The following is a 21,532-nucleotide window of genomic DNA, read 5'->3' on the forward strand; positions in this document are numbered from 1 at the left end:
CAAAAACTGTAGACAAGATTTCAGCATAAAACGCATAAAATTATTCCCGAACTTCCGAATAATAATGCTTTTTCCCGTCCAGACTTGCATAGCGGATTTGTTCTTCCCCTTGATAGCAGAGAATAAAACTCGGCGAGCCGGAAATTGTGTATTCCAAATCGAACGGCAAATCTGAAAACTTGTATTCCGTGTAAGGTTTTCCGGCGGAATCAGCGAGCGGTTCTGTCGGGTTCAAGCCTTTGTCAATTTCTCCGCCCAAGACCCAGTTGCTGGGGCAGTGTGGAATTTCGTATGTAAAAATCCCTTTGTCGGTTTTTACAGTCAACGTTTTGTCTGAATTTGTGTCGTTTGTAACAAGAAAATGTGCATCGCCTTTTTCGTCTTTCCATATTGAAGTTACAAAAAGATAGTTGTGGTGGTCAACGTTTTCGATTTTTGCGTCTGAAAGCAGTTGCGGATAAAAAATTGTTCCAAAATTGTTTGAAACAAGCACATTCTGCATGACAAGATTTTTGTGCGACCATGAAACGCCATTTTTTGACCGCTCATTGTTTTTTCCGTAATCCAGATAAAGCGGAAACCATTTGCCGCCGCCATTCACGTACAGATTTTTGAACGAAACATTGTCAACATCGCTGAATTCAAGCTGAAACATCACGCACGCATTCACATAAGCCTTGTTTTCCGTGCCCAGATTAATTGAAGGAATCTCAAAACGCACATTGTCAAAATGAATCTCGCCGGTTTCAACTTTAGAAATCCATTTTCCGTCAACTACATTTTGCCGGGAACGCTGGTCGCCGTAAATCTGAATTCCGTCCAAGTGAAGTTCGTTGGAAAACACTTCGTGTGCCAAATCGTAAACATAAAGATTTTTCGCATAGAATTCACGCAGCGGATTCATCGCATCCGAAGTAAATCCGCCAATCTTGCAATTATTCAACGTAATGTAGGAGCTGCTCACGTTTCCGCCGAACGAGCAATTGTTAAAAACAAAATAAACTTTTCCCGCAGAATCCGGGTCTACCGCATCATTTCTAAAAGCCTTGAACCTGCAGTTCTCAAAAACAACCGTTTTTCTTCCATTATATCTGTCCATTCCGAGCGTAACAAAATCGTGGCTGGAAAAGTCAAAGTTGCGGACGGTCGTGCGGTCGGGAAGCTCCTTGATTTTATAAGAAGAAAAATTGAACTTGTCCGTGTCCGTGCGGAAAGCGACCGTAATGCCGGGCGCAATCTCCGTGTCGCCGCTGGCAACTGTAAATTCCGCCGATTCATCCGCGCCGCAGTTGTGGCTGTCAGGGACATTTCTGTAATCCCACGAGTTTGGGCGAATTAGGTTCGGGTCGTTGTCCTCATCAAAAATATGGCACGAAATAAGCAAAGCAGAAAATAAAAATACAGCAGAAAAAAGAATAAAAAATTTCTTCACATTGCAATTCTATATTTTTACGGAAGAAGAATCTATACTATTTAAAATAAATAAACCTGCCAACAACAAATGCTTTAAAAAACCTTATGTTCTGGCAGGCAAAAAAATTAAATTAAAAGTTGTTATTCAATATTATTTTTGATTTAATTTAGAACGTCTGGTTTCGTGTCCACACTATAATCTGATGGTTCCTTATCATCAATAAAATTAACTTTAACCTGAAGATAATCGTCATCATCTTGTAAGATAGCTTCAACTGGTGATGAATATCCATCCCAAGTTATATCCAATCTTTTCATATAATATTCATATTTAGCAGCAGTGCATGTAAAACTCTTTTTATACAAAGCTGTAAAATTATCATTGTAATACCAAATAGTTCCTGATGTAGCTGACTCAAAATAAATACAAGACTTTAACTTCTCACCATAGTACATTGTATAATATTTTCCAACATGACCATTGAGATTGGTTGTACTTCCTCCGTCATTAGAGGTTACGTCATTAGTACCCCCCCCCACTACTACTTGAACTGCCGCCATCAGAGCAAGCAATAAAATTTGTCATTGCAAACAGCGCAACAAGCACCGCAGCAAGTTTCAGAATTTTTTTCATAATTACCTCCGAAAAAATGATTTCTTAAAATATTTTAGCACTCTTTTTAAATAAAGCAAATGAAAAATACATAAGTTTTTTGTTAGTTTTTTATGACAAGTTGAAAAAAAAATCCAAATTAAAGTATTCGCTTTATAAATATTTTATTTCAAATAATTAAACTCTCTTGACAAGTAACCGATTGGTAACTAAAATACATTTACAAGTAAACAAACGGTTACTTAATATCAAAATTCAAAACGGAGATAAAATGTCCGGCGAAACAAAAAATCAAATTATAGAAACTGCGCTTGAACTTTTTTCACAAAACGGATTTTTAGGAACTTCCATGAACGACATTGCATCTCAACTAAAAATCACAAAAGGCGCGCTTTACAAACATTACGAAAGCAAGCAGCAAATTCTTGAGCAGATTATTGAACGCATGGCAGAGCTTGATTTGGAACGCGCAAAAAAATACGAAATGCCAGAAGTTGAACAAAAAAAATTCGCAGAAGCATACACTCAGATTCAAGCTGAAAAAATCTGCGAGTACAGCATTGCGCAGTTCAGGCATTGGACGGAAGAAAATTTTTCCGCACAGTTCCGCAAAATGCTTACATTGGAACAGTTTCGCAGCAAGGAAATGTCTGACCTTTATCAAAATTATCTTGGAACAGGTCCGCTTGAATACATGACGAAGATTTTCAAAAAGATAACAAAATCAAAACTGAAAGCAAAACAACTTGCGCTTGAATTTTACGGACCGATTTTTATTCTTTACAGCGTTTATGATGGCACGGAAGAGAACACAAAAAAATCAGTTTTTGTTCAGCTTGAAAATCACATAAAAAATTTTATAGAGCGGCTCGAAAAAGAACGGGCGAAAAAATAATCAAAATAATTTCGGAGGAAAAAATGAAAGCAATCATCTACACAACAAACACAGGAAGCACGGCGCAATACGCAAAAATGCTCGCGAAACAAACTGGACTTCCGGCATTTTCAATGGAAGAGGCAAAGTCAAAAGTCGAGGCAGGAAGCGAAATCATTTATCTTGGCTGGATAATGGCGGCAAAAGTAAAAGGCTACAAGGCGGCTGCAAAAAAGTACAAAATCCGTGCAGTCTGCGCAGTCGGCATGGAACGAACCGGAACACGCACAGAACAAATCCGCGAAAAAACTTCTGTTCCTGCCGAAGTTCCGCTTTTTACATTGCAGGGAAATTTCAATGTAAAAAAACTGCACGGGCTCTACCGTCTTATGATGAGCATGATGGTCAAAATGGTTACAAAGCAGCTCGGAGCAAAGACAGACCGCACTCAGCGGGAAAACGAAATGCTTGAAATTATGCTTCACGGCGGCGAAAAAGTTTGCGCGGAAAATCTAGGCGAAGTTATCAGCTGGTACAAAAAAGTTCAGTAAAAATGAAAATCAAAAAATTTCATATTGACATTGCCCGGCTTGACCGAGCAATGAAAATGCATTTTTACTTTACCCAATAAACGTAATTTTCTTTGCGGGGAGCGGCTTTTGCTTCTCCGCCTTCGGCAGCGTAACCGAGCGCGACGTGTCCGATTCCTTCAAAATCGCCTTTTATTCCGAGATCTGAAAGAATTTTTCTGCCGAAGTCGCTTTCAAATTCCTGCTTTGCGCGGTGAATCCAGATTGAGCCGAGCCCTAAACTTTTTGCAGCGTTCATCAGGTTTCCCATAACGAGCGAGCCATCGTAAATGTAGGTCGGAACGCTTTTGTCGGCAAGGACAATCAGAATCACAGGCGCGCCGTAAAACGGATCAAAGCCTTCGTTCCATCCGCCGATTTTCCGGTTTTCTTCGCTGATTTTATCGCGTAGTTCCTTGTTCGTAACCGCAATGATTATCGGCGACTGAAGATTTTTTCCGGTCGGCGCAAAAGTTCCGGCTCGGATTACAGCGTTCAAATCTTCTTCCGGAATCATGTCTGGCTTGAATTTGCGGCAGCTTCTGCGCGTCTCAAGAATTTTCAAAGTTTCGTTCATGGTGCAACTCCTTGTAAATTATTTTCTACTATTATTTTTTCGGCATTTTTATCCTTGTTGAAAAAAAGATTTTATTCATTGATTTTTGAAATAATCATAAACTAAATCCCCTCCTCCACCTTCCCGTTCTGTATTCCGCGAATGAAATCACAAAGTTCGTGAACCAGCCCATCGGAACAGAATACCAGACCCACTCAATTCCGAACCGTGGAGCGCATACAACCGAGACAATAACGCGGATTGAAAGGTTGATTAGATTCGCAAGCGTAAAAACTTTCATGTCGCCAGCTCCACGCAAAAGTCCGTCGCATGCCATTTTGAATCCTATCCAGCAGTAAAAAAATCCTTCAAAACGCAAGGCCGCTTGCCCTGTCCGCAAGGCAGTTTCGCTTCCACCAGCTCCGATAAAAAGAGAAATAAGCGGACGGTAAAAGAATTCAATGCAAACGCAGAGCGTTACCGCAAAAAACGCGACCATAAGATTTGCCGCCCGGTAGCCTTTTACAACGCGCTCAGGTTTTCCCGCGCCGATGTTTTGCGCCGTGTATGAGGACATTGAGTTGTTCAACGCCGCCATCGGTACAATCGCAATCGACGCAATCCGGCTGAACGCGGAATATCCGGCAAGAGCCTCCGAGCCGAAACTGTTCACAACGGACTGAACCAGCATCATTCCGATTGAAACAGTGGACTGCTGTAATATAGAAGGAATTGCGATTTTCGCCATTGAAGCAAGCTCTCGTCCATCAAAAAAACGGAATTTTCCGCTGCAACCAGCTTCTTTCGCCGCAACGCCATCATCCGAATCCTTGAATTTTCCAAGCGTGTTCATAAAAACCGCGAACGACAAAACGCACGAAAGTCCCTGAGCAATCAGCGTAGCCCAAGCCGCACCCGCAACGCCGGTCTTAAAAACCGCAACAAACACAAAATCCAGCGCGACATTCAGCACAGAAGAAAAAATCAGAAAAACAAGCGGAATCCGCGACTTTCCAAGCGCATTGAACATCGAAGAAATCACGTTGTACATGAACAAAAACGGCAGCCCCAGAAAATAAATCCGCAGATAAACAAGCGCCATGTCCAGCGCATCAGAAGGAGTTTTCAACGCAACAAGAAGCGGCCGGTTTATAACAATTCCCACCGCGCCAAGAAAAATACTGATTCCCAAAAATGTCAGAAACGCAGTGCTTACCGCAGTTTTCATCGCCGAAAAATTGCGAGCGCCAAAATATTTGCTCACAATTACCGAAGAGCCGACACCGCCGCCAATCGCCACGCAAATAAAAACAACCGTAAGCGAATACGAAGCCCCGACCGCCGCCAAAGCCTGCTCGCCCACAAAACGCCCCACGACCGCCGAATCGACCATCGTGTAAAGCTGCTGAAACAAATTGCCAATAATAATCGGAAGAGAAAAAACAAAAAGCGCGTAAAACGCCGGCTTTGAAGTAAGATAATCGCTTTTCATACGCAAATCATAGCAGAAAAGAAAAAAGTGTCAACGAGCAAAGCATCGGCAAGTTCAAAGAGACTTAATTAACGGATGCAGTTCTGCCCGGCAATCAAACAAAGAATTCCCAAAATCAGACTTGAAAAAGCATAAATTGCCGCCATAAAAAAATTCTTCCCCGAAACAAAATTCGCGCTTTCCAACGCAAACGTAGAAAAAGTTGTGAATCCGCCGCAAACACCAGTCTTAAGAAAAAGCACAACAAGCGGACTGAACCTAAAAGAAACTTTCTGTGCCGCCAAAGAAGCCGCCGCTGTAACAACGCCAATCGCAAAGCAGCCAAGCATATTCACAAAAAAAGTCTGGAACGGAAAAACGCTCTTCACTGGAATCAGCGTAAAAAGATAACGCAGAACACTTCCCACCGCTCCGCCAGCCGCAACCGCCAAAATATTCAAAATCATAAGGCAATTTTATAAACTTTGCGTTTGCACTTCAATCCGCAAAAGAACAAAAATGCGCAAAAATTGTCAGGAAGATTTTTTTCAGTTTTAGTAATATGAGCGCGGAGGATTTTATGGAAGAAAAAATTTTGGAGCATTACAGAAAAACCGGAACGTTCACGTATTCAGGATTGTACGCGCAATATTTCCGCACGTTGCCAGACGACATTTCAGAACTCGGACGGCTTGTCTGTTCTCAGGTTATTCACCGGGTTACGCTCAAGGAAGGCAACACAAATTTCAACGCCACGCTTTTATACGGCGACATGAACCGCTACCCTTGGTTCGCTCCCAGATGCCACGACGATTTGCTTGTAACCGCAGCCGCAATGACAGCGGAACTTTTCAGGCTTGACGAGCGCGGATTTACAAAAGACAGAGCCGTGGAAAATAAAATTGTCGTAACTTGCCGCTACGTTTCAGTTCTTATGAGTACAATTTTAAAGGCGAAAGGAATTCCTGCAAGAAGCCGGGCGGGATTTGCTCCGTACTTTAAAAACGGAATCAGCATGGATCACTGGATAAATCAATATTTTTGCGAAAAGGAAAACAGATGGATTACTTTTGACGCTGACGGATTTTATGAGGAAGCCGGAATGGAAATTCGCCAGTACGATATTCCGCACGAAAAATTCGACTGGGCGGCGGAAAGCTGGATTTCAGTGAGGCGCGGAAAATCAGACGGAAAAAAATTTTTGTATGCGGACGGAAAAGGAACTTGCGGAATTCCTGCCCTCGCCCGCTATCTGGTTTACGACTTTCACGCGCTTATGAACAACGAGCTTACTTTTACATTTCTGCCGGAATTTATGGACGGAAGACTTGACTCCTTGAGCGAAGAGGAACTTTGCGAACTTGACGAGCTTGCAGAACTTCTTTTAGACCCGGACAAAAATTTTGAAAAACTTTGCAACGTCTGGGAAACAAAAAGAAAATTCCGCGTGCTCAACAGTCCGCTTGTAGGCAGCTACGACCACGGCGCAGAATATTATGTGTAAAATCCGCGAACTGGACGATTCTTATTTTTCGCAAATCAAAACTATGTTCCGCGATGTTTTCAGTTCGCCGCCTTGGAATGACGGCTGGAATGATTTCGTTCAGCTTCACGAATATATCTGCGACCTGACGCAACGCAGAGGCTCGCTTGTCTTCGGATTTTTTATAGACGGAAAACTTTACGGAGCCGCAATAGGCTGCATTCGGCACTGGTGGAGCGAAACTGAATACATTCTTGATTATTTTTTTCTGAACAAGGAAGCGCAGGGCAAAGGAAACGGAAAACTGTTCATGAAAGGAATTGAAGATTCGCTCAAAAAGAAAAATATATGCACAATTTACCTTCAGACAGAGCACGGAATTCCGGCATACAGCTTCTACAAGAAAACCGGATTCACCGAACTTGAAAACTGCGCCATGTTTCTCAAAGTCTTGGAGTAAAGGATTTTTTTGAACCTTACATATATACAGTAGTAATAAAGTATGCTATAATAATTTTACTGGAAGTGCCTGATTTCTAAGGCGGCGTCTCCCGAACTCAACCAGCTTGCTGGAATCTTGAAAGCCGGGAGGACTTGCGAAGATGACGATTTACGAAGCTATTTCGTTGGCTATTAATTTAGCCATTCTGATTCTTGAAGCCCTTTCTTACCTAAAAAATAAGAAGAGTTAAAAAGCAAAGCCGCCCAGTCTGACCACTAGAGGCGGCTTTTCGTCTAATACGGTGGAGACGACCGACAGAAATCGGGCATTTCCTTTATTTCCAATATATCAAAGAAAATTGTTTCCGTCAAACAGTTTAAGACCTTTTTGCGTCCGAATATGTAAAAAAGCCAATCCTGCAGCAGCATAAAGACTGTACCGAACAACGCCATTTCTGCTTACAGCGCCTCAAGCAGCGCGGCGATTTCTTTTTTGATTTCGGACTTTGACTTTATTTCTGACTCAGGGAAAAATTCACGCGGATTCGTCTCAAGAACCTCTGCGATTCTGATTATGGTCATGAGCGACGGCTGGTTTCTGCCGGATTCGACGTGCGTGTAGAAGCTCTGCGAGAAATTTCCGCGCGTGCACACTTCCAGCTGCGAAAGTCCCTTTGAAATGCGCGCAAGCCTTATCTTCTCAATTACATATCTGTGAATTTCCTCATTTGTCATACGAAAATGATATTATTCTTTAGAGCATAAAACGATTCTCTATACAGAATAACAATTACTTGATAGAGTAATAAAATTGCTTTATAGTAAACAGAAATAACTCTATAAAACAATGCATTTCCTTATCAACTTATTCACAGGAGAAATTCATGAAACCACAGGCCAACAAAAAGAACACCGCAAAATTCACCGCCGCGCTCTTCGCGCTTATTCTGCTTTTTCCCTGCTGCATGGACTCAGGCTCAGGCGGAAATTCTGACTATGACAGCGGAAGCAACACCGAAAACAACGGAAGCCAGGAGAATCCTGACGACAGGAACGAGCCGGACGCGCCGGAAAATCCTGACAATATTTATTCCGCAAATGTTGAAAGTTCGGTTGTTGTGAATCTTGACGGAACCTGTACGGTCTATGTTGAAAACGAACTTGCGGGCGAAAATATTTCAACTTCAGAAATAAAAGAGCTTATAAGAGGAAAAACCGAGCTTTGTGTGGCAGACAAAATGAGCGGTTACGGATATATAACTCCGAGCGTCGTGAATCTCACCGTAAAATACAGCGTAAAGGACGACAAGAAAATTTCAAACACTGAATACAGGACTTATGTACTTCCGCCGTTTAACGCTGTCATATCATTAAAAGACGGATTCATATACGGAGCAAGCGTGAATCTTGTGCAGAATCTGGACGCAATAAGCCGCAGCGAGCAGAGCAGTTCTGTGGAAGTCCTGATTTCTGACGACGGAAAAACCGTTGTTGACGGAGTGGCACTTGAATCCGCCGCCGTTGATCCGGAAGCCGAATATGTGCTCAAGCCGACTGGCTCAAAAGTGAACGTCATCGCATTCATTGCGGCAAAGAAAAAACTCACAGAAAAGAGCGTTAAGAACATAACCTGCGCCTACAACTCCTCCACCGCAAATTTCTTCCTCGATTTTTCCGAAAACGGATTCGGTGAAACGATATATCAGAAACTTGGAATTCCTTACGGTTCTGCCACTTCTAAAAGCAACGCCTATTTTGAATGGGACGACTACGGAAAAGCGTTCAACCTGCCTTCGAATTACAGTGACTGCATAAAAACAGATGAGTACGACAGACATACAGAAATTGACGGCGTGGATTTTCTTGAAAAGCCGTTTTACTATTATGTATGGTCGGAAAGCTATGGAGGAAATACTGATTGCTCTATTCCCAAAGCCTTTGTCTTTGGAGAGGAAGTTTCAAAGGTGGACGTTTCTTTCGGCAAGGAGCACAATCTTATTGACGCATACAAAGGCGGAATCATCCTGAAAAATCCGGACGCAAAAATCACAAGCATCAATATCGGAGAAACAACTTTTACCGGTATGCTTAACACTCCGACAATTGACTATGACAAAAAACTCAGAAAATTCAACGAGAACACACTGATTTCATATCTGTACACAGAATCGAATCTTCCGAATTTAAGTTTTGATGTTAATTTTTTTAACACTTCACCAGAAGAAGATAATTTTTTTGATATAGGAATAGACAAGCTGTTTGAAAATTACTACATAAATGGTGCAAGTGATAAAATTTCTATGGGTAAAGCTTCTAATGTTCCTTTTGATGCTGAGGAATATTTAGGTGGTGAATATATGTATAACACAAATGGTTCTTATAATAGCAATGCTTATAATCTTGATATCAATATAGCTCTTTTAATGGCTAAAAAGTTAACGAACAATTTGAAAAATGTTAATGTATCTGGAAATTTGACTTCTGATGTTGAAACATCTATTATCCCTAAAAATGTTCGTTTTTCTGGTGATGTTTCTGGACTTACATTTACAAAGCAAGGAAATTACGGTATAATTGATTTTGCTGGTGTTGGTCCAAAGGAAATTGTGGCACCATCATCAAAAATTATTGTAAATGGGGTTAAAAATGATACTAATATAAAGATTATTGCTGGTCGTGTTATTGATTTTGGTAATGTTGATGAAAGTTTACTAAAGAATGTAACGGTAAAAGATAATGGTGTTGTTACCGTATATACAAAAACAGGATCCTTTCCAGGAAGTATTATGATTGGAGTTGACATAAAAACAGGTTCATCAGCTTCTACAAACAGAGCTTGGGAGGAAGCTGGACGTAATGGAACTCTTCCATCCGATTCCCTTTCAAAATTGGATGTAAAGGCAAAGGCTAATAATCCGCTTTTGCAAAAATTACTTGATGAAAATCGCCCCGTTTACGGTTAATATAAATTCCTTTGCAAGTCCGCCCTGCCCGGCGGATTTTTTTGTCTCCGCGTACATTTTATAATTCCCGCGTCCTGCCCTGCATTGCATAAAAATCTGACGCAAAACCAGTAAAACTGTGATATATTTATAATATAGCGGAGGAATCAAAAATGCCTGTAATCTCAATGTTTTATGGAATTATAATCAGAATGCAAAGTGAGCATGGTGGAAAGCATCATGTTCCGCATATTCACGTCATTTGCGGTGATGATGAATCCGTGTTCTCACTGGAAGGAGAGCAGCTCGAAGGAAAAATTCCAGCCTCAAAGAAAAAACTTGTTGAGGCATGGATTGAAATTCACAAGGAAGACTTACAGGCAAACTGGCGGCTTCTTGATGAAGGCGAGCAGTTCTTCAAAATTGATCCGTTAAAATAGCGAGGCTGAATATGTTAAGACCGACTGTCATAAATGTAACTCCTGAAAATGACTATAAGCTCAATTTAAGATTTAACAACGGCGAAACAAAGCTTTTCGATGTAAAGCCGTACATCAAAGGCTCCTGGTTCGGTGAACTGAAAAACCCTTCCTACTTTAAGACCGTGCGTCCAAACGGATTCAACATCGAATGGGCAAACGGACAGGACATCTGCCCTGATGACTTGTATTTCAATTCCGAATCCATGCGGCAATAAAATGAAGCTGATGCAAAACCAGTAAAACCAGCAAAATATTTCCCCCTTGCAAAAGTTCCGCCGCTTATTTAGAATGAGCGGCAAGTTTGCGTCGCAAATTTTCAAATGGATTATCCAGTCAAGCTGGATAATGACAAACTACATCAGGAGGTAGACCGTGATTCTTTGTATTGCAGTGTCTCCGTGCAAAGTCTTTTAGGGCAGTTTGTACGGAGTAGTTTCTGCTCTTGGGCTTTGCGTTTCATCAGAAAAATGAAATCAAATGGAGCAAAGTCTTATGAAAAATTTTATGAAAATCCTGCGGGAAATGAGGACGTTCCTGCTTTTGTGGATTACACAGTCCTTCTCTTCATTCGGAAGCGCGATGACTTCATATTCGCTTGTCATCTGGTCTTACACGCAGAAAGGCTCTGCGCTCATGACAGCCCTTCTGATGGTCTCAACCTACACGCCTTACGTGATTCTCAGCATTTTTGCCGGCGCGCTCAGCGACAGGTGGAACAAGAAAGCCACAATGCTCGTCTGCGATTCGGTGGCGGCGGTCTCAACCGTGGTGATGTTCATCCTGCTCAAAAACGGGCTTCTTGAAATCTGGCATCTTTACCTGATAAACGCGGTGAACGGACTGATGAACACGGTTCAGTCGCCTGCATCTGAAGTTGCGGTCTCGCGGATTCTGCCAAAACAGCACTATCAGCGCGTGGGCGGACTTCGCTACTTTTCCAACGCCTTGAATTCGATTTTCGTGCCGGTCATTGCGACTGCGGTCATCGGGATTTTCGGACTGACTGCGGTTGTCGCCATCGACCTTGCGACTTTTTCCGCGGCGTTCCTTGTCCTTGCGCTCGCCATAAAAATTCCTGAGCCGAACATAAATGCGGAAATCAAAACTGAAAACGCGGAGTCAGCTCCGGAAAATCAGGCGGAAAAAGCAAGCCTTATGGATTCTGTAAAAGGCGGAATCTCGTTCCTGAAAAACGAGCGCGGACTTTTGCGCCTGATAATGTTTCTTTCGTCAATCAACCTGATTGCTTCGATTTACAGCGCGGCTCTTCCGGCGATGGTTCTCTCAAAAGGAACAGGCGGAGAAAAAGCGCTTGGAATGGTGAACTCGGTAATCGGAATTTCCATGCTGATAGGAAGCGTTCTTGCGTCGGCAGTTCCGGCTCCGAAAAACCGTGTGCGGACAATCTTTTTGTGCCTGTTCATCTCGATGGGAACGGAAAACATCATGCTTGCGCTGGGACGTTCGCCGCTCGTGTGGTGCGTCGGTGGATTTTTGGGCTACATTCTGATTCCGCTGATGAGCACGAACCTTGACGCAATCATGCGGCTGCGCGTTCCGGACGAGATTCAGGGGCGTGTCTATTCGGTGCGGAACACGTTCCAGTTCTTCACGATTCCGGCGGGATATTTCTTAGGCGGATTTCTTGTGGACAAAGTGTTCGAGCCGTTCATGGCAAGATTCGCGGCAGGCACATTCCTTGAGCGCGTCTTCGGAAGCGGAAAAGGCTCCGGGGCTGCCCTGCTCTTCTTTGTGATTGCGTTCGCCGGAGTCGCAGTCTGCATAATCTTCAGAACAAGCCGCTCAATCCGCGCGCTGGAAAAGGAGGAGCTGGAAAGAAAGTAGGATTGAATCGGGATTGCCGCGTCAAGCGCGGCAATGACAAAAAAGTTAAGTCCGGGAATGACAAAGCACAGACTATCATTGCCCGGCATAACTTGTCATCTTCGGGCTTGACCCGAAGATCTATTGCAGGATTTCTGATTCGCCGCCTATCGTTACACGGATAGAGTGCCTGTCATTATGCTGATAGGCGGCATATCATTAGGCGGATAGGGTGTCTATCATTATAATGATAAGCTTCCCTTTCGGCTGTCAATAAGCAGTGGTTTTAAAGAACCGCAGAAAGGATTCAAATATTTTTCCTTTTCAAAGTTTTATCTATAATGCAACAAACGCCACACGTTACAACTGATGATATTACAAGGGATAAAACAAAATTGTATATACTTCCTGCTCCCGTCAAAGAAATAAAATACTGGCACAAAACCACGATTGGAAAGTGTACAATATAGAACACGTATGATAATTTTGCGCAGTATCTGCTGACTGTGCCGGTGTAATCCAGACACGTTTTTCCAAAACAGACGAGCACCGGAATTCCTGTCGCAAATGACAGATAATTGCAAATCGTATTCAGTAATTGATAATCTTCAACATACACAAACAAAATCACATTCATGGCGGAAAACAAGGCAAATGCAACGATGAACAGCCACTTGAAACTTACAAGTTTTTCTGTGAAATCCTGCCTGCTGAATAAATAATATCCAAGCAAATATATGCACAAATATGTAGGAATCTTCTTGCTCCAAAGCGTTATATCAAACGAAGCAACCGCAAGAATCACAAGTATGACGTTTACGATAAGCATCGCATTTCTGTTATTCCCGACTGTGCAGTCAATGGCTTTAATCACGCCGCAACCTATGCAGGAAAGCACAATCAATACCGCTATAAACCAAAAATGACCAAGCGTAAATCCACCGTCATATCCTGTTAAATCCGTGAATCTGGTAAAATATACCGAGTAATGCTCAAAATAGCTTCCGCCATAACCATTATGCGATTTATCTGCAACAAAGCTTAATATTGGATTGATAAATATAATGCCAAATAGAAATGGGATGCCCAATCTTTGGAATCTTTCTTTGATAAAATCCGCGCATCCCCTTTTTTTCATTGAAAATGATGCGGACACTCCGGCAATTAAAAACATGACAGGCATAAACCACGGCGACATGAACACCACTATTGATGCAATAGGATTGACTCTTACGAAGAATATATAATTCGCCTCGCCCCATGAATTGTAGGCCATGGCTGCATGATAGATAATCAGTAATGATACTGTAACCGTTCTTAAGTTGTCGATATAGTTGATCCGTGATTTCATAAATTCACTTTTTTTTATCAGTAAAAATCCCACATCACTCATATTTGCACGTTCTGAACTTTCCTTCAATCCAAAAAGTTGCAGCAAACCGCAAGTTTTATCCATCTCTCAAATAAAATAACTGACTGTTCCTCGTTGCAAAACTTAAATTTATTTTTCTAAAACAAGCCGTGCCACTTTTACATTTCCGTCTGTTTCTGTTGACTCGATTTTGAAGCCGCATTTTTCTGTGTAGAACTTTACATTTTCCTTTTTTTCTATCGGCGTGATTAAGGTGAATTTTTCAGCGTCCTTGTAAAGCGATGTTACATATTTGACCGCGTGTGTTCCTATTCCTTTTCCCTGAAGTTTTGGAACAACGCACAGGCAGCCGATTTCATATATTCTGTCGGAGATTTTTTTGCAGGAAACACAGCCGGCCGGCTCACTATCACATAAAATGATAAGCTTGGGATATTCCGATATGGATTTTTCCATCGCCGCTTTGCTCTTGCCGTAAGCAGGACATTCACCGAATCTCACATAATCGTCATAAAACGCAGAATCATAAATGTTCGTCAGCAGTTCAGCGTCTGCCAAATCCGCTTTTCTGTATTCAATTTTCATATATTTTTTCCTGCTCCAGCGCAAACTCCATCTGGATGTCGAACGGCTCTTCCGCCGCCATTTTTTCGTTTACTTCCACAGCCGGAATGCAGTCCAAAGCCTTGTACGCCGCCTGACTTTCTTTTGACGAATGGGCTGAAATGTAGAGCTTTTGCGCACCAAGATTTTTCGCTTCCGAGCAGGCGAGGGCGAACAGCTTGCGCCCGGTTCCTTTTCCGCGGAAATCCTGTGAAACCTGAAACTGCTCAAGATTCACGTACTTTGCCGAATTGCCGAAAATCTCGTGCTCGACCGTTACGAATCCCACAAGGCGGTTTCCGCAAAATGCCCCGAATGCCGACAAGTCCTTTTCCAGCCTGCAAGAAATTCCTGCGGCAACTTCACGGCATTTTTCAACCGTCCAGTCCTCAGTAAAATCGTTCGGAACAAGCTTCAGCTCGCCGTCAACGTTCCGCCAGCATTCTGTGATTGTCTGATGCCTTATAAAATCATCGAGCGAATGTCCGCCAAAATTTCCGTGATTGAGTTTTTCGTACCTGATTTCCATGTGAATCCTTGTAAATTCTGAAAAATTGCCATTTCCGCAGAGATTGCGGAAATTCTTTGTAAAACTAATTAAATTAGTTAATATATACCTAATAAGATTAGTTTTGTCAAGAATTTAGGAAACAGAACATTGTGCTTATTGTAAAATCTTCCAGCTGCCGTTTTTGTCCGCGCCGAGCCGCTGAATTATTTTTTCCTGCTGAAGTTTTTTCATGTTGCGGTTTACGGTTTCCCGTGCGATTTTCAGTCTTTAATTTGTTTGAGTGAGTTTATCATCTTTCCACCGTAAAAAACGTGTTCGCATACAGCGGCATTTTGGGCATTGCGGTGTTCCAGAGTTTCTTGAATTCTTTTGCCGGAATTCTTCTATTATAATGCGGCTCGTTGCAGTTTGAAAGTTCGGCAAGCGATTCTGCGACAAAGATATTCTGCTCATCGTAGCCAACAACTGGAACGTAGTGGAGCCAGTTTTTGTCCGCTCGGATTTTTATCAGCACGATTACAGGGTTTCCGGCGGCGACCGCATTTTTCAGCGCGTTCAGGTTTCCTCGGCAGTATTTTACCTTGAATCCGTTTTCAGAAAGAAAGTTGAAGATTCCTTTTGGATAAACGTAGCCGTCGCGCATTTTGTTCGGCATTTTTTCGTAGACAGAATTTCCGTCCACGCTGATGTCCCAGTGTCGCATCACGAACGCGGAAGAAAATCCTGAGCATTTGAATCCGTCCTGAAAATCGATTCTGTTCGCCTTTGTGATAAGAAATTCCTTTGCCTTTGCTTTTGCACTGAAACAAAAATCAAGCCGCCCCATCAGAACAACATCAACAATCGTTGTGGTCAAAAAATACGAGAGGAATGAAATTGCCGCGATAAGAAGAATCAGTTTCATGTCTTAAACGTAAGCGTACATCTTGATTGCGGAGAATTCCGCATAGTGCTTGCTTTCCTCTTCCTCAAGATCGTAGAGATTCTGAAGATTCAGCCAGAATTCCGCCGTCGTTCCAAAGAATTTTGAAAACCTGATTGCCGTGTCGGCTGTTATTGAACGCTTCCCGTGGATTATCTCGGAAATTCTTGTCTGCGGAATGTCGATTTCCTTTGCGAGCCGGTACGCCGTGATATTCATCGGGTCAAGGAACTCTTCCTTCAAAATTTTGCCAGGGTGAATGTTAGGCAGCTTGTCATCTGTAATAATCTTGTATTCCGACATCTTCAGCACCTCCATCTTCAAATTTAAAAACTATCCGCCACTGGTCGTTTATTCTAACTGAAAAATATCCGTCCAGATTTCCTAAAAGTTTTTCAAGCCTGTTTCCGAGCGGAATCCGCAGGTCGTCCACGGTTTTTGCGGCGTAAATCATTCTGAGTTTTCTTCGTGCGGCATTTTGAATTTCAGGCGGAAGTTTTCTGCTTCTTGTTCCGTTGAATATCAGCTCCGTTTCCCCGTCCGCAAAAGTCCGAATCATAAATGTATACTAACGTTTGTCAGAAGTATTTGTCAAGGGAAAAATATTTTTTTACTTCCTCACTTTCCCTGCAATCCGCAGAGCCGCCTCGATGTGCATTATCCAGTGGCGCGAAAACGGCATTTGAACAAGTCCGCGGAAATCCTTGCCGCACCAGTAGTCAATCAGCCAGGCGGCGCTTTCGTCCGTGCTGACGACGTTCAGTGATTCAAGTTCTTTTCTGCGTTCGGCGGAAACTTTTTTCTTTAGGTCGGAATAGGAAAGGGCACAAAGAATTTTTTCAGTTCGGGCCTTGACTTCGTGAATGTAGTTTTGAAGCTCGTCAAGGTTCAGCTGGCGCGAAAAGTCTGCAATCTGCTGTTTTACAAGTTCGTTTCCGGTCGTGATAATCGGGCTTTTTGTGCGTTCCTTGTAGTTTCCGCAAAAGAAAACCTGTTCACCGAAAAAATGTTCGGTCGGTTCGGAATGTTTCGTGCCAAGTCCTGCCGTTTCATCACCAGCTTTTTCGCCAGCAATCAGTTCCCCTGCAATCAGCGTGTTCGCTACAATGTCCTCAATTCTGAAAATGTGCCAGAGCGAATATGCGACCGTCTTTGAATGGTAGCCTTCCGCGTTCAAAAAGGGAATCGCGCAGAACTCCTCGCAGCTCAAGTCGAGGAAAAATCCGTCCGCAACCTGTATAAGTTCTTTCCTCAGTTCAAAAAGCGTTGCAATTCCGTCTGTAAAAGTCGCTTCTTTTTTAAGCTGAATTTGCATTCTCTTGTTGAGTTCTGACCATGTTTTGTTCATCTTTGCTTCCCTTTTAAAAACTAACTTGATTAGTAATTATATAGCAGACAGCAGCATCACGTCAAGAAAAAGAAATTTTCACTTTTTTTATATAAGCACTTGACACTCCCCCCCCGATGTAAAATGCCGCATATTTTATTTTTTATAAGGAGGCTTTTTATGAAAGCTTTGAAAAAAATTTGCACAGCGCTTATGCTTCTTGCATTTGCGTTCGTATTCGCGTCTTGCTCTAGCGGCAGTGATGATGATGACGACAATGGCTCTGTAGGAGAAAACGTTCTTGCCGGAAACTCTTACAAGTACACAAAGTCAGATGACGACGAGACAAAAACAGTCACTTACGCATTTAAAGACAGCACTGTTACAGAAACAAAAGTTGAACAGGAAACAGGCGAATCAGAAGAAACAAAAATAACGGAATACAACTACACTTACAATGCAGATAAAGGACTTCTTTATTTGAAAGTTGTTTCTTGGACTTGCGATGGCACAAAAATGACTTCAATGAATGATGTATATAAATATTTTGCAGAATATGAAAAATGCACTGTTGAAGAAGCAAAAGAATTTTTCGGCGATGAGGATATGTTTGCAGAAACAACTACAATGTGCTATTTCGTAAAGGACAACGGAAACATTCTTTTGGGCGACTACTTTGCTGATGACGAAGATGTAAAGAATTCTAATTTTCAGTGTGCGACGGAAACTACAATTAGAGCAAAATTTGATAGTGAAGAAATAGAAATAAATGGCGCCATAAAAGATGGCTGGGACATCGAAGTAGATGCAAGCGCAAAAACTTTCTCTGGTAAAGAAATTGAAGGTTCATACACAGTAAAAGCAAAAGCAACAAAAACTTTAAAAGAATTGAATGGTGATGATAGACGAAACAAAGCAAACGGATACATCACAATTAAATTCTCAAAGCTTCCTAGCACATTGTCATCAGACAGCATGAAAACAGGCACAGACTACGAATTCATTTTTGACCTTGACTGCGATGAATACATAAAACAGTAAGGTTAAAAAATAGCATTTTATAGTTGCTAAAAAAGGCTGTCCAACCGGGCAGCCTTTTTTATTTTCATTGTCAGTTTAGCGATTTGTCATTGTCGGACTTAATCCAACAATCTCGGTAAAAAACATTCAATAGATTCCCTTGTCAAGCAAGGAAATGACATCTAAAGTTTTTGTTGAAGTCGGAAACAAAAAAATAACGATGTTAGCTTGTCAAAATCCACCGTAATGAAATATACTATAAAAACTTTCAAGGAGACAGGAATGAACAAAAAACTTTCAATTTTATACTATTTGGTTGCGGTGGGATTTTTCATCATTTTTACAATAAGAATGCTCAAAAGCGGTTTTTCTAGCAGCGTAATTTGGCTTTGCTTAGGCGTCGCGAATTTCTGCCTGGGCACATTCTATCTAACCAGAAACAAAAATGACGATGACAAGGAAAAAAAGGAATGACCGCAAAATCAACAGAAAATCTTACAATAAAATACAATGAGCTTACGGCTTCTCAGTTTATCGAGCTTTGGGAAACGGTTTGGGGAGCAGGTCCTTCGCCCGAACAGACGGAGCTTGCGATGAAAAACACTCTGTTCCGCGTCTCAGTTTTTGACGGCGGAAAAATCGTCGGCATGGCGCGGATGCTCGGCGACTTGGGACTGGACTACTTCATCAAGGACGTTGTTGTCCGCCCCGAATATCAGAAAATGGGAATCGGAAGGCTTCTGATTGACGAGCTTTTGAACTTTATCAGAAAAAACGGCGTGAGCGGAACAAACATTTTCGTGGAACTCTGCGCCGAGCCGGACAAAATTCCGTTCTACGAAAAATTCGGCTTTGACTACGACGAATCGCAGAGGCTCAAACTGATGTGCAAGGCGGAATAAATGAAAATCAGGGTTATGAAAAAACACGACTGGAAAAAATGCCTTGAACTTTGGCAGAACATTCCGAGCATGGGCTTGAACAGCATTGACGACACAAAAAAAGGCATTGTCCGTTTTCTGCGCCGTAATCCCAAGACGTGCTTTGTTGCAGAAACAGACGGAACTTTTGCCGGAACGCTCATCGCAGGACACGACGGCAGGCGTGGCTACATTTACCACACGGCGGTTCTTCCCCAATTCAGAAGACGCGGAATCGCAACCGCCATGCTCCAAGCCGCAACGGACGCGCTCAAAAAACAGGGAATCGCTAAAGTCGCCCTGCTAGTCTTTTCCGACAATGAAAGCGGAAACACATTCTGGGAAAATCACGGCTTTACAAAACGCACCGACATCACCTACCGCAACAAAGTAATCAGCGGCGCGGAAATGCTAAGAAACCGGGAGGAAAAATGAGCGGGGAAAATATTTGGCTTGACTGGGCAGTAAAACTCCAGAGCATAGCGCAGGCCGGACTCACTTACGGAAAGGAGAAGTTCGACAAGGAACGCTACGAGGAAATCAGAAAAATCTCTGCGGAAATTATTGCGCACAAAACTGAAATTCCGCTTGAAAAAGCAACGGAACTTTTCTGCAATGAAACTGGCTATCAGACTCCAAAAATTGACACTCGTGCGGCAGTTTTCAAAAACTCAAAAATTCTGCTCGTAAAAGAAAACAACGGAACTTGGTCTCTTCCCGGCGGCTGGTGCGATGCTGATTGCTCGGTCAAAGAAAATGCAGAAAAAGAAGTTCTTGAGGAAGCCGGAATCGAAGTAAGCGCGGAAAAAGTGATTGCGGTTCAGGACAGAGAAAAACACAACAAGCCAGTCTACGCTTGGAAAATCTGCAAAATCTTCATTCTCTGCTCAATAAAAAAAGACGGAAACTTCACGGCGAACATCGAGACAACAGAAAGCCGCTACTTTTCACTTGAAGAAATTTCCAGTCTGAATCTTGCGGAAGAAAAAAATAATCTTGAGCAGATAAAAATGTGCTTTGCCGCTTACGAAAATAAAAATTGGCAAACACAGCTGGACTAAAAAAATTCCCCTCGCCTCACCGCTTTTCTTTCTTGTACTCGCTTGGAATCATGTTGTAGAATTCCTTGAAGGTCGCGCTGAATTTGCCCTGGCTCTCATAGCCAACCTGCAAAGCAACTTCACTTATTGAAAGGTCAGTTTTGGCAAGGAGTTCCGCAGCCTTTTCCATGCGGTGTTCCTTGATATGCGAGGCAAGAGAAGTTCCATATACGTCCTTGAAAACAGTTTTGAGCGTCGTCGTGTTCATGCCGAATCTGCGCGCAAGGTCTTCAATCGTGAACCGCTCGGAAATATGCTCGCACATAAAGTCGTGGACTTTCTTCACTGTCTCAATCTGCCTGTCCTGAAATTCCGAATGCTCGTTTATTTTCTCATGCTTTGTCTCAAAGTCCGGGCAGTTTGTCTTCATCAGCCTTTCTATGATTTCGTGCATCGTGCGGCCCTTTTCCGAATCCGACGCTGAATAAAAAACCTCTTTGCCGTCACGCCAGCTTTCAATCAGTTCCGCATCCTTTAAGATTTTCAGATGATGAGACACGGCAGGCGCAGTCATTTCCATAAAATCCGCAATGTTCAAAACACACTGCTTAGTATGGCACAGCAGCATAAAAATCTGCACGCGAACCTCATCGGAAAAAACCGCAAAACATTCCGCAGACTCCCTCACGGCGTTTCCATCGGAAAGAATCTCCTTCAGCAAGTCCAGATTGAAATAGTCGTTATGCACGTGAACAAGCTTCATTTTACGCCTCCCATTCAGCGTTCCAAACGGAAATTTGTTTTTCCGAAAAGGAAATAAATCTTCCGCCGCTCTTGCAAATATCCGCTTTGGATTATATCTTGAACATAAAGATTAAACAACCGCTTAATCGAAGGAATAAACAGAACCGACATTTCTGGAGGAAAACATGAAAAAGACTTACAAGATTGAAGTTGACTGCGCGAGCTGCGCTCTTAAAATGGAAGACGCTGCAAAAACTGTTGAAGGCGTAAAGGATGCCAGCGTGAATTTCATGCTTCAGAAAATGACAGTGGAATTCGACGACGGACAGGACGACAAGAAAGTTATGAAGGCAGTCCTCAAGGCGTGCAAGAAAGTCGAGGACGACTGCGAGATTGAACTGTAAC

General features: G+C 42.5%; 28 protein-coding genes. 14 read left to right on the plus strand and 14 right to left on the minus strand.

Annotated elements, in window-relative coordinates; genetic code table 11:
• Window positions 1-40: 40 nt before the first annotated feature.
• Together Q0H92_RS07630 and Q0H92_RS07635 are read right to left on the minus strand one after the other, a co-directional pair.
• Window positions 41-1,432: a hypothetical protein gene (locus tag Q0H92_RS07630; RefSeq protein WP_296013579.1), complete on the minus strand. Its 1,392-nt coding sequence runs from the start codon at window positions 1,430-1,432 to the stop codon at window positions 41-43.
• A 143-nt stretch (window positions 1,433-1,575) separates the two neighbouring features.
• Window positions 1,576-1,974 carry a hypothetical protein gene (locus Q0H92_RS07635; protein WP_296013583.1) on the minus strand — a complete coding sequence of 133 codons (399 nt, stop codon included), beginning with the start codon at window positions 1,972-1,974 and terminating at the stop codon, window positions 1,576-1,578.
• 323 nt (window positions 1,975-2,297) lie between these two features.
• Between Q0H92_RS07635 and Q0H92_RS07640 the strand changes: the two genes are divergently transcribed.
• Window positions 2,298-2,921, plus strand: coding sequence for a TetR/AcrR family transcriptional regulator (locus tag Q0H92_RS07640; RefSeq protein ID WP_296013587.1), 624 nt, complete (start codon window positions 2,298-2,300; stop codon window positions 2,919-2,921).
• A 23-nt stretch (window positions 2,922-2,944) separates the two neighbouring features.
• Window positions 2,945-3,451, plus strand: coding sequence for a flavodoxin domain-containing protein (locus Q0H92_RS07645; RefSeq protein ID WP_296013593.1), 507 nt, complete (start codon window positions 2,945-2,947; stop codon window positions 3,449-3,451).
• A 64-nt stretch (window positions 3,452-3,515) separates the two neighbouring features.
• Here Q0H92_RS07645 and Q0H92_RS07650 read toward each other — a convergent pair whose 3' ends face one another.
• The 3 genes from Q0H92_RS07650 to Q0H92_RS07660 all read right to left on the minus strand — a co-directional run bounded on the left by Q0H92_RS07650 (window position 3,516) and on the right by Q0H92_RS07660 (window position 5,963).
• Window positions 3,516-4,046 carry a nitroreductase gene (locus Q0H92_RS07650; protein WP_296013596.1) on the minus strand — a complete coding sequence of 177 codons (531 nt, stop codon included), beginning with the start codon at window positions 4,044-4,046 and terminating at the stop codon, window positions 3,516-3,518.
• 94 nt (window positions 4,047-4,140) lie between these two features.
• Window positions 4,141-5,517 (minus strand): MATE family efflux transporter, encoded by a 1,377-nt coding sequence (locus tag Q0H92_RS07655; protein WP_296013597.1) that lies wholly within the window; start codon window positions 5,515-5,517, stop codon window positions 4,141-4,143.
• Between the two features lie 68 nt (window positions 5,518-5,585).
• Window positions 5,586-5,963 (minus strand): CrcB family protein, encoded by a 378-nt coding sequence (locus Q0H92_RS07660; protein WP_296013599.1) that lies wholly within the window; start codon window positions 5,961-5,963, stop codon window positions 5,586-5,588.
• A gap of 113 nt (window positions 5,964-6,076) precedes the next feature.
• Between Q0H92_RS07660 and Q0H92_RS07665 the strand changes: the two genes are divergently transcribed.
• On the plus strand, window positions 6,077-7,000 hold the full coding sequence (locus tag Q0H92_RS07665) for a transglutaminase domain-containing protein (RefSeq protein WP_296013601.1): 924 nt from the start codon (window positions 6,077-6,079) through the stop codon (window positions 6,998-7,000).
• Window positions 6,993-7,439: a GNAT family N-acetyltransferase gene (locus Q0H92_RS07670; RefSeq protein WP_296013602.1), complete on the plus strand. Its 447-nt coding sequence runs from the start codon at window positions 6,993-6,995 to the stop codon at window positions 7,437-7,439. Before Q0H92_RS07665 ends, Q0H92_RS07670 begins: the two co-directional genes overlap by 8 nt.
• Before the next feature lie 440 nt (window positions 7,440-7,879).
• Here the strand turns inward: Q0H92_RS07670 and Q0H92_RS07675 are convergent, their stop codons facing one another.
• On the minus strand, window positions 7,880-8,155 hold the full coding sequence (locus tag Q0H92_RS07675) for a helix-turn-helix transcriptional regulator (protein ID WP_013700822.1): 276 nt from the start codon (window positions 8,153-8,155) through the stop codon (window positions 7,880-7,882).
• Between the two features lie 149 nt (window positions 8,156-8,304).
• Here Q0H92_RS07675 and Q0H92_RS07680 point away from each other — a divergent pair, with 149 nt between their 5' ends.
• The 4 genes from Q0H92_RS07680 to Q0H92_RS07695 all read left to right on the plus strand — a co-directional run bounded on the left by Q0H92_RS07680 (window position 8,305) and on the right by Q0H92_RS07695 (window position 12,689).
• The gene (locus tag Q0H92_RS07680; RefSeq protein WP_296013603.1) at window positions 8,305-10,383 is read left to right on the plus strand and encodes a hypothetical protein; all 2,079 of its coding nucleotides are present in this window, start codon (window positions 8,305-8,307) and stop codon (window positions 10,381-10,383) included.
• Between the two features lie 152 nt (window positions 10,384-10,535).
• Entirely contained in the window at window positions 10,536-10,802 is a 267-nt protein-coding gene (locus Q0H92_RS07685; protein WP_296013604.1) for a DUF4160 domain-containing protein, read from the plus strand.
• An 11-nt stretch (window positions 10,803-10,813) separates the two neighbouring features.
• Window positions 10,814-11,059 (plus strand): DUF2442 domain-containing protein, encoded by a 246-nt coding sequence (locus Q0H92_RS07690; protein WP_296013605.1) that lies wholly within the window; start codon window positions 10,814-10,816, stop codon window positions 11,057-11,059.
• A gap of 277 nt (window positions 11,060-11,336) precedes the next feature.
• Window positions 11,337-12,689 carry an MFS transporter gene (locus Q0H92_RS07695; protein WP_296013606.1) on the plus strand — a complete coding sequence of 451 codons (1,353 nt, stop codon included), beginning with the start codon at window positions 11,337-11,339 and terminating at the stop codon, window positions 12,687-12,689.
• Window positions 12,690-12,975: 286 nt separating this feature from the next.
• Here Q0H92_RS07695 and Q0H92_RS07700 read toward each other — a convergent pair whose 3' ends face one another.
• The 7 genes from Q0H92_RS07700 to Q0H92_RS07730 form a co-directional block, all read right to left on the minus strand.
• On the minus strand, window positions 12,976-14,124 hold the full coding sequence (locus Q0H92_RS07700; protein WP_296013608.1) for an acyltransferase: 1,149 nt from the start codon (window positions 14,122-14,124) through the stop codon (window positions 12,976-12,978).
• A 45-nt stretch (window positions 14,125-14,169) separates the two neighbouring features.
• On the minus strand, window positions 14,170-14,625 hold the full coding sequence (locus Q0H92_RS07705; protein ID WP_296013609.1) for a GNAT family N-acetyltransferase: 456 nt from the start codon (window positions 14,623-14,625) through the stop codon (window positions 14,170-14,172).
• Entirely contained in the window at window positions 14,615-15,172 is a 558-nt protein-coding gene (locus Q0H92_RS07710; protein WP_296013610.1) for a GNAT family N-acetyltransferase, read from the minus strand. The genes Q0H92_RS07705 and Q0H92_RS07710 overlap by 11 nt, the downstream gene beginning before the upstream one ends.
• A 271-nt stretch (window positions 15,173-15,443) precedes the next feature.
• A complete protein-coding gene (locus tag Q0H92_RS07715) occupies window positions 15,444-16,058 on the minus strand; it encodes a C39 family peptidase (RefSeq protein ID WP_296013611.1) in 615 nt (204 codons plus the stop codon).
• Window positions 16,059-16,061: 3 nt separating this feature from the next.
• Window positions 16,062-16,379, minus strand: coding sequence for a HigA family addiction module antitoxin (locus Q0H92_RS07720; protein WP_296013612.1), 318 nt, complete (start codon window positions 16,377-16,379; stop codon window positions 16,062-16,064).
• A complete protein-coding gene (locus tag Q0H92_RS07725) occupies window positions 16,351-16,635 on the minus strand; it encodes a type II toxin-antitoxin system RelE/ParE family toxin (protein ID WP_296013613.1) in 285 nt (94 codons plus the stop codon). Before Q0H92_RS07725 ends, Q0H92_RS07720 begins: the two co-directional genes overlap by 29 nt.
• 51 nt (window positions 16,636-16,686) lie before the next feature.
• On the minus strand, window positions 16,687-17,424 hold the full coding sequence (locus Q0H92_RS07730) for a hypothetical protein (RefSeq protein WP_296013614.1): 738 nt from the start codon (window positions 17,422-17,424) through the stop codon (window positions 16,687-16,689).
• Window positions 17,425-17,583: 159 nt separating this feature from the next.
• Between Q0H92_RS07730 and Q0H92_RS07735 the strand changes: the two genes are divergently transcribed.
• From Q0H92_RS07735 to Q0H92_RS07755, 5 genes are all read left to right on the plus strand, one after another.
• The gene (locus Q0H92_RS07735) at window positions 17,584-18,444 is read left to right on the plus strand and encodes a hypothetical protein (RefSeq protein WP_296013615.1); all 861 of its coding nucleotides are present in this window, start codon (window positions 17,584-17,586) and stop codon (window positions 18,442-18,444) included.
• A 225-nt stretch (window positions 18,445-18,669) separates the two neighbouring features.
• Window positions 18,670-18,897, plus strand: coding sequence for a hypothetical protein (locus Q0H92_RS07740; RefSeq protein WP_296013617.1), 228 nt, complete (start codon window positions 18,670-18,672; stop codon window positions 18,895-18,897).
• Window positions 18,894-19,325, plus strand: coding sequence for a GNAT family N-acetyltransferase (locus Q0H92_RS07745; RefSeq protein WP_296013618.1), 432 nt, complete (start codon window positions 18,894-18,896; stop codon window positions 19,323-19,325). Before Q0H92_RS07740 ends, Q0H92_RS07745 begins: the two co-directional genes overlap by 4 nt.
• Window positions 19,326-19,778, plus strand: coding sequence for a GNAT family N-acetyltransferase (locus tag Q0H92_RS07750; protein WP_296013619.1), 453 nt, complete (start codon window positions 19,326-19,328; stop codon window positions 19,776-19,778). It abuts the gene before it with no gap.
• Window positions 19,775-20,404, plus strand: a complete 630-nt coding sequence (locus Q0H92_RS07755) for an NUDIX hydrolase N-terminal domain-containing protein (protein WP_296013620.1) — start codon at window positions 19,775-19,777, stop codon at window positions 20,402-20,404. Before Q0H92_RS07750 ends, Q0H92_RS07755 begins: the two co-directional genes overlap by 4 nt.
• A gap of 16 nt (window positions 20,405-20,420) precedes the next feature.
• On the opposite strand, the gene Q0H92_RS07760 is transcribed toward Q0H92_RS07755, so the two are convergent.
• On the minus strand, window positions 20,421-21,146 hold the full coding sequence (locus tag Q0H92_RS07760; protein WP_296013621.1) for a metalloregulator ArsR/SmtB family transcription factor: 726 nt from the start codon (window positions 21,144-21,146) through the stop codon (window positions 20,421-20,423).
• A 166-nt stretch (window positions 21,147-21,312) separates the two neighbouring features.
• Between Q0H92_RS07760 and Q0H92_RS07765 the strand changes: the two genes are divergently transcribed.
• The gene (locus Q0H92_RS07765; RefSeq protein ID WP_296013622.1) at window positions 21,313-21,531 is read left to right on the plus strand and encodes a cation transporter; all 219 of its coding nucleotides are present in this window, start codon (window positions 21,313-21,315) and stop codon (window positions 21,529-21,531) included.
• The last annotated feature ends 1 nt before the right edge of the window (window position 21,532 follow it).

The organism is uncultured Treponema sp. (assembly GCF_934725225.1).
Classification (GTDB): Bacteria; Spirochaetota; Spirochaetia; order Treponematales; family Treponemataceae; genus Treponema_D.